General features: G+C 73.3%; 6 protein-coding genes and 1 riboswitch. Of the genes, 5 read left to right on the plus strand and 1 reads right to left on the minus strand.

Going from position 1 to position 6,714, the window contains the following annotated elements; genetic code table 11:
• Positions 1-370 precede the first annotated feature (370 nt).
• The 4 genes from ACFV4F_RS23440 (at position 371) to purB (ending at position 3,539) form a co-directional block, all read left to right on the plus strand.
• Positions 371-1,126 carry a HipA family kinase gene (locus ACFV4F_RS23440; RefSeq protein WP_380444893.1) on the plus strand — a complete coding sequence of 252 codons (756 nt, stop codon included), beginning with the start codon at positions 371-373 and terminating at the stop codon, positions 1,124-1,126.
• The gene (locus ACFV4F_RS23445; protein WP_380444894.1) at positions 1,123-1,509 is read left to right on the plus strand and encodes a DUF3037 domain-containing protein; all 387 of its coding nucleotides are present in this window, start codon (positions 1,123-1,125) and stop codon (positions 1,507-1,509) included. The genes ACFV4F_RS23440 and ACFV4F_RS23445 overlap by 4 nt, the downstream gene beginning before the upstream one ends.
• Positions 1,510-1,580: 71 nt before the next feature.
• Positions 1,581-2,036, plus strand: coding sequence for a MarR family winged helix-turn-helix transcriptional regulator (locus tag ACFV4F_RS23450; RefSeq protein WP_380444895.1), 456 nt, complete (start codon positions 1,581-1,583; stop codon positions 2,034-2,036).
• A gap of 72 nt (positions 2,037-2,108) precedes the next feature.
• Positions 2,109-3,539, plus strand: coding sequence for an adenylosuccinate lyase (gene purB / locus ACFV4F_RS23455; RefSeq protein ID WP_380444896.1), 1,431 nt, complete (start codon positions 2,109-2,111; stop codon positions 3,537-3,539).
• A 7-nt stretch (positions 3,540-3,546) separates the two neighbouring features.
• Here the strand turns inward: purB and ACFV4F_RS23460 are convergent, their stop codons facing one another.
• A complete protein-coding gene (locus ACFV4F_RS23460; RefSeq protein ID WP_380505151.1) occupies positions 3,547-5,079 on the minus strand; it encodes a DHA2 family efflux MFS transporter permease subunit in 1,533 nt (510 codons plus the stop codon).
• A 311-nt stretch (positions 5,080-5,390) separates the two neighbouring features.
• A riboswitch (cyclic di-AMP (ydaO/yuaA leader) is annotated at positions 5,391-5,571 on the plus strand.
• 2 nt (positions 5,572-5,573) lie between these two features.
• Here ACFV4F_RS23460 and ACFV4F_RS23465 point away from each other — a divergent pair.
• Positions 5,574-6,503 (plus strand): peptidoglycan DD-metalloendopeptidase family protein, encoded by a 930-nt coding sequence (locus tag ACFV4F_RS23465; RefSeq protein WP_380505154.1) that lies wholly within the window; start codon positions 5,574-5,576, stop codon positions 6,501-6,503.
• Positions 6,504-6,714 lie beyond the last annotated feature (211 nt).

Raw genomic sequence — 6,714 nt, forward strand, 5'->3', positions numbered from 1 at the left:
GGTGTTCTCGCCGTTGGCAGTCTGAAAATCACCCGTCACGCCCCTCTCCGCGGCCACCCCCTCCGCCACCCCCTCCCGCAGCCCGACCCTCTCGCCTGTGGGGGATGAGGGGGGAGGGGGGTGGTTGGGGTGGGTGCATTGGTGCGGCGAGGAGGAGGGAAGGGGCGGGGAGGAGGAGGGAAGGGGCGGGGAGGAGGAGGGAAGGGGCGGGGAGGAGGGCATGGGGATGAGGGATTGGGCGGGGAGGAGGGAATGGGGATGAGGATGGGGTGGGGAGGGGGAGGCGAGGGGGATGGGGTGGGGGTGGGGAGGCGACGGGGGCAGGGGATGGGGTGGGACTGGGGGGTGGGGCACCGATAGGGTTGGGGGTGTGCTTCCTGAGGTGACGGCGGTCCGGTATGTGACGCCACTGCGAGAAGGCGGTTCGATGCCGGGCCTGGTCGAGGCCGACGACCGGCGGCTGTACGCGTTGAAGTGGGTCGGTGCCGCGCAGGGGCGCAAGGCGCTGGTCGCGGAGGTGCTGGCCGGTGAGCTGGGGCGGCGGCTGGGGCTGCCGGTGCCGGAGCTGGTGACCGTCGACCTGGATCCGGTGCTCGCGCGCAGCGAGCCGGATCCGCAGGTCCAGGACCAGATGCGGGCCAGTGGCGGGACCAACCTCGGCATGGCGTTCGTCAGCGGGGCGCTCAACTTCGACCCGCTGTGCTTCGAGGTCGACGCGGGCCTGGCCGGGCGGGTGCTCTGGTTCGACGCGCTCATCGGCAACGTCGACCGGTCGTGGCGGAATCCGAATCTGCTGGTCGCCACCGGCGGGCTGCGGCTGATCGACCACGGCGCGAGCCTGATCTTCCACCACAACTGGGCGGGCGCCGCCGCGTGGATCCGCCGTCCGTACGACGCCTCCGACCACGCGCTGCTGCGTTCCGGGCCGGACCTCGCGGCCGCGGACAAGGACCTCGCGCCGCTCGCCGAGGCGGCGGTCGAGCAGGCCGTGGCGCGGATCCCGGACGTCTGGCTGGTGGACGAGCCGGGCTTCGACTCGCCGGACGCGGTGCGTGCCGCGTACCGCGCCCAGCTGACCGCTCGACTGGCCGGTCCGCGCGACTGGCTGCCGGAGGTGCCCGCATGACCGTCGAACTCCACGACTACGAGTACGCCGTGATCCGCGCGGTGCCGCGGGTCGAGCGCGGCGAGTGCGTCAACGTCGGCGTGCTGCTGTACTGCCGGCAGAACGCGCACCTGGCCGCGCGCACCCACCTGGACCAGGCCCGGCTGCTGGCGCTGGACCCGGTCGCGGACGTGCACGGCGTCCGGAAGGCGCTGTACGGGATCGAGGCGGTGTGCGCGGGCGGTTCGCAGGCCGGGCCGGCGGCGTCGGACAGTCCCGGGCAGCGCTTCCGGTGGCTGACGGCGCCGCGCAGCGCGGTCGTCCAGCCGGGGCCGGTGCACACGGGGCTGACCGCGGACCCGGAGGCCGAGCTTCGGCGGTTGTTCGACCAGTTGGTGCTCTGAGCGGTTGATTCCGTGACGGTTGCCGTGGTCAAAGCTTGAGTTGCTGAAGCACTCGGCCGTACGCTGGTCCCATGGGTTCGACAGCGACGACGACCGTACCGACCAACGCCGAGCTGATGGAGGTGTTGGCCGCCGTCGGTGCCGCCTACTTCCAGGACTTCGCGGCGGCCGCGGCCCGGCACGGGCTCTCCTCCTCGCAGGCCAAGGCGCTCGGCGCGGTGCAGGAGCCGGTGCCGATGCGCGCGCTGGCCGGGCGGCTGGGCTGCGACGCCTCGAACGTCACCGGGATCGTCGACCGGCTGGAGTCGCTCGGGCTCGCCCACCGCGAGGCGGCGGCGGGCGACCGGCGGGTGAAGATCGTCGTGATCACCGAGCAGGGCCGGGACATCCTGACCCGCATCCGCGGCGAGATGGCGCGCACCCACCAGGCCTTCGAGGCGATGACGGACGAGCAGCGCGTCGCGCTGCACTCGATCTGCTCGCAGGTGCTGCCGGTGCTGGCAGGCCGGACGGGCGGCGCGCAGTAGCGCCAGGGCTCTACGGGCGTAGCGCGCCGTCGGCTGCAGTGGGCGTGACCTCGGCTGTTAGGCTTGCGAAGCGTGAGCGCGAAGCCCCAGATCCCCAATGTCCTGGCCTCCCGGTACGCCTCGGCGACCCTGGCCCAGCTCTGGTCCCCCGAGCACAAGGTGGTCCTCGAGCGCCACCTGTGGCTCGCCGTCCTGAAGGCCCAGCAGGACCTCGGCGTCGAGGTGCCGGCGAACGCCGTCGCCGACTACGAGCGGGTGATCGACCAGGTCGACCTCGGCTCGATCGCCGCCCGTGAGCGGATCACCCGCCACGACGTGAAGGCCCGCATCGAGGAGTTCAGCGAGCTCGCCGGGCACGAGCAGATCCACAAGGGCATGACCTCGCGGGACCTGACGGAGAACGTCGAGCAGCTGCAGGTCCGCCAGTCGCTGGAGCACGTGCGCGACCGCACGGTGGCCGTGCTGGTGCGCCTGGCGAGCCTGGCCGCGCAGCACTCCGAGCTGGTCATGGCCGGCCGCTCCCACAACGTCGCCGCGCAGGCCACCACGCTGGGCAAGCGCTTCGCGTCGATCACCGACGAGCTCCTGGTGGCCTTCCGCCGCCTGGAGGAGCTGATCGCCCGCTACCCGCTGCGCGGGATCAAGGGCCCGGTCGGCACCGCGCAGGACATGCTGGACCTGCTGGGTGGCGACACCGAGAAGCTGGCCGAGCTGGAGCGCCGGGTCGCCGGGCACCTCGGCTTCGAGAACGTGCTCACCAGCGTCGGCCAGGTCTACCCGCGCTCGCTGGACTTCGAGGTGCTCACCGCCCTCGTCCAGCTCGCCGCCGCGCCGTCCAGCCTGGCCAAGACCATCCGCCTGATGGCCGGCCACGAGCTCGTCACCGAGGGCTTCAAGGAGGGCCAGGTCGGCTCCTCCGCGATGCCGCACAAGATGAACACCCGCTCGTGCGAGCGCGTCAACGGCCTGGCCGTCATCCTGCGCGGCTACGCGTCGATGACCGGCGAGCTGGCCGGCGACCAGTGGAACGAGGGCGACGTCTCCTGCTCGGTGGTGCGCCGGGTCGCGCTGCCGGACGCGTTCTTCGCCTTCGACGGCCTGCTGGAGACCTTCCTGACCGTCCTCGACGAGTTCGGCGCCTTCCCGGCCGTCGTCGAGGCCGAGCTGGACCGCTACCTGCCGTTCCTCGCCACCACCAAGGTGCTGATGGGCGCGGTGCGCGCGGGTGTCGGCCGGGAGACCGGGCACGAGGTCATCAAGGAGCACGCCGTCGCCTCCGCGCTCGCGATGCGCGCCGGCGCCCGCGAGAACGAGCTGCTGGACCGCCTGGCCGCCGACGAGCGGATCCCGCTGGACCGCGCCGCGCTGGACGCGCTGCTGGCCGACCGGCTCTCGTTCACCGGCGCGGCCGGTGCGCAGGTCGCCGAGGTCGTCCGGCTGGTCGAGGCCGTCGCCGCGGCCTACCCGGAGGCGGCCAAGTACGCCCCCGGTGACATTCTCTGACGCAGCGTCAGGTTTTTGAGGGCCCTGCTGCCGGACCGGTGGCGGGGCCCTCGTGCGTGTGGACGTGGCCGGGGTCGAGGGGCGGGGTCGTGCCGCAGCACCACTCGGTGTCCGGCTCCGCGACCGGGTGGTCCTCGGGGGCCAGCACGTTGCCGCGGATGGTCGCGAACGCGGTGATCGCGCCGGCCGTCAGGAGCCCGGCGCAGATCAGCATCGCGGTGTGGAAGGCGTTGTCGACCGCGGCCGGCACCCGGTACGCGTCGCCGCTCAGGCCGGCCAGGGCCGGGAGGGCCGCGACCGCGAGCAGGCCGGCCGCGCGGGCGGCGGCGTTGTTGACCCCGCTCGCGATGCCCGCGTGCCGCACCTCGACGGCCGCGAGGACGGTCGCCGTCAGCGGAGCGACCAGCAGCGTCATGCCGCAGCCCATCACCGTGACGGCGGGCAGGACGTCCGCCCAGTAGGAGGAGCCGGCGCCGGCGCGCAGCATCAGCAGCACCCCGGCGGCGCACAGCAGCGGCCCGACGGTCAGCGGGATCCTCGGGCCGATCCGCTTGCCGAGCCGCGCGGCGCGCGAGGACAGCGCGAGCATCAGCACGGTGATCGGCACCAGGGCCAGGCCGGACACCAGCGGCGAGAAGCGGGCGACGATCTGCAGCTGGACGACCAGGAGGAAGAAGACGCCGCTGAACGCCGCGTACACGCAGAGGGTGACGAGGTTCACGGCGGTGAACAGCCGCGAGGAGAACAGCCCGAGCGGCAGCATCGGTTCGGGGGCGCGGCGTTCGACGACGATGAAGGCCGCGCCGAGCACGAGCCCGAGCACGCCAGTGACCCAGACGACGGGGGACAGGCCCTCGCCGCCCGCCGTCAGCGCGTAGGTGAAGGTGCCGAGCGCGAGGGCGGCGAGCACCGAGCCGAGCACGTCGAAGCGGCCGGTGGCGCTCTCGTCCCGGCTCTCGGGGACGTAGCGGGTGGCGACCGCGATCACGGCGGCGGCGAGCGGCAGGTTGAGCAGGAAGATCCAGCGCCAGCCGGGGCCGTCCACGAGCCAGCCGCCGACGAACGGGCCGACGGCCGCCGACACGCCGCCGAGGCCGGACCACAGGCCGACCGCGGCCGAGCGGTCGTCCGGGTGGAAGACCGCCTGGAGCATGGCGAGCGAACCGGGCGTCAGCAGCGCCCCGCCGATGCCCTGGACGGCGCGTGCGGCGATCAGCACCTGGATGTTCGGCGCGGCGGCGCAGGCCGCGGAGGCGACGGCGAACCAGACCACGCCGAGCAGGAAGACCCGGCGCCGGCCGTAGCGGTCGCCGAGCGCGCCGCCGAGCAGGATGAGCCCGGCGAGCGTCAGCAGGTAGGCGTTCAGCGTCCACTGCAGGGACGCGAGGGTGGCGCCGAGGTCGGTGCCGATGCGGGGCAGGGCGACGTTCACCACGGTGCCGTCGAGCATCGCCATGCTGGAGCCGAGCACTGTTGCCAGGAGGACCCAGCGTCCCTGCGCGGTGCCCAGGCGCAAGGAGCCGGCGTTGGTTGTGGCCACGGCCCGATCCTCCGCCCGGCGGGGTGCACGTGACAAGGGTCACCGGTGGTGCGTCCGGGGGGTGCGGTGGGTGATCGTGTGGTCACGGAGGGGTCGGCTCGTCGGCGGAGGGTCGTTGATCCGCTGCGGGCAGTGAATGGATTGTGCACGCACCGTATTCCGGATCATTCGGAGCGTCATCGTGGCGGGTGGGGTTGTTGCGGGTTCAAGAGATCGACATTGCTTCACCCGGACGGATGAGTTTTAGTTCAGCGACCGACCGGCCAGCCCGGACGGATCCACCGGGTGGAACGCCGAGTCCTGCCGCTGCCCGGTGGCTCGCACTGAACTCTGTACGGCAGGAGCGGGGGACCCACAGGTAAGTCGCCGGACCGGAATTCGCGCTGTTTGCGCGGAAGTTCCAGGGCCGGCTCGGGGTGAAGCCGCGCATGCGGCCGGGCAACTCCAGCCCGAACCCGACAGCTCACCTCGCAGGCGTCGGAGAGGAAACTTCCATGCCTGCTCAGGCTCGTCGTATCACCCTGCCCCGCGCCGCCCGCATCGGCATCGCGACCGCCGTCACCGGTGTCTCCTTCGCCCTCCCGCTCGTCACCGCGATGAGCGCCCAGGCCCACACCGCCCCCGGCGCCCCCGCCGCTCCGGTCGCCGCGGCCTCGGCCCCGGCCGCTCCGGCCGCCGCCCAGGGCGACGCCTCCTACCGGGTCGTCAGCGGTGACACCCTCTCGAAGATCGCCGACGCCAAGCACGTCGAGGGCGGTTGGCAGGCGCTGTACGCGCACAACCGTTCCGTGGTCGGCGCCAACCCGAACCTGATCTTCCCGGGTCAGTCGCTCGCGATCGCGGCCCAGGCCGCCCCGGCCGCCCCGGCCGCTCCCGCTCAGAAGCCCGCCGCCCCGGCCGCCAAGCCGCAGGTGCAGGTCCGGACCGAGGCCACCACCCCGGGTGCCCAGGTGCAGGTCCAGGCCACCGTGGCCCAGCCCGCGCCGGCTCCGGCCGCCGCTCCGGTCGCCGCCGCCTCCGGCTACGTCGCCCCGCTCGCCAACCCGGTGCTCGGCGAGGCGTACGGCGTCGCCGGCGCGATGTGGGCCTCCGGCCACCACACCGGCCAGGACTTCGTCGCCTCCACCGGCACCCCGGTGCGCGCCGTCGCCAACGGCGTCGTGGTGAAGGCCGACAACGGCGGTGCCTACGGCAACGAGGTCGAGATCCAGCTCGCCGACGGCAAGTACGCGCAGTACGCGCACCTGTCCTCGATCGGCGTGACGGTCGGCCAGTCCGTGACCGTCGGCCAGCAGCTCGGCCTGTCCGGTGCCACCGGCAACGTGACCGGCCCGCACCTGCACTTCGAGATCCGCACCGGGCCGGAGTACGGCTCGGACATCGACCCGGTCGCCTACCTCCGGGCGCACGGCGTCGCGCTCTGAGCTCCCCCCTTCGGGGATGACGGACCACCGTAGGTGCGGGGCGAAACGATCGTCCGGGATGGTCATGTCGGGTGACCGCTCGACCGGGTGATCGCCGCACCGGCGGACATGGGCGCGGGACACGCCCAGACCGGCCCGGCCCCCCCGGTCACCGAGTGGGCCGGGGCGGGCGCGGTGTTCCCCGCCCCCCCTAGCGTCGCGGGCCGCGGCG

This window comes from Kitasatospora sp. NPDC059722, from assembly GCF_042733235.1.
Lineage (GTDB): Bacteria > Actinomycetota > Actinomycetes > Streptomycetales > Streptomycetaceae > Kitasatospora.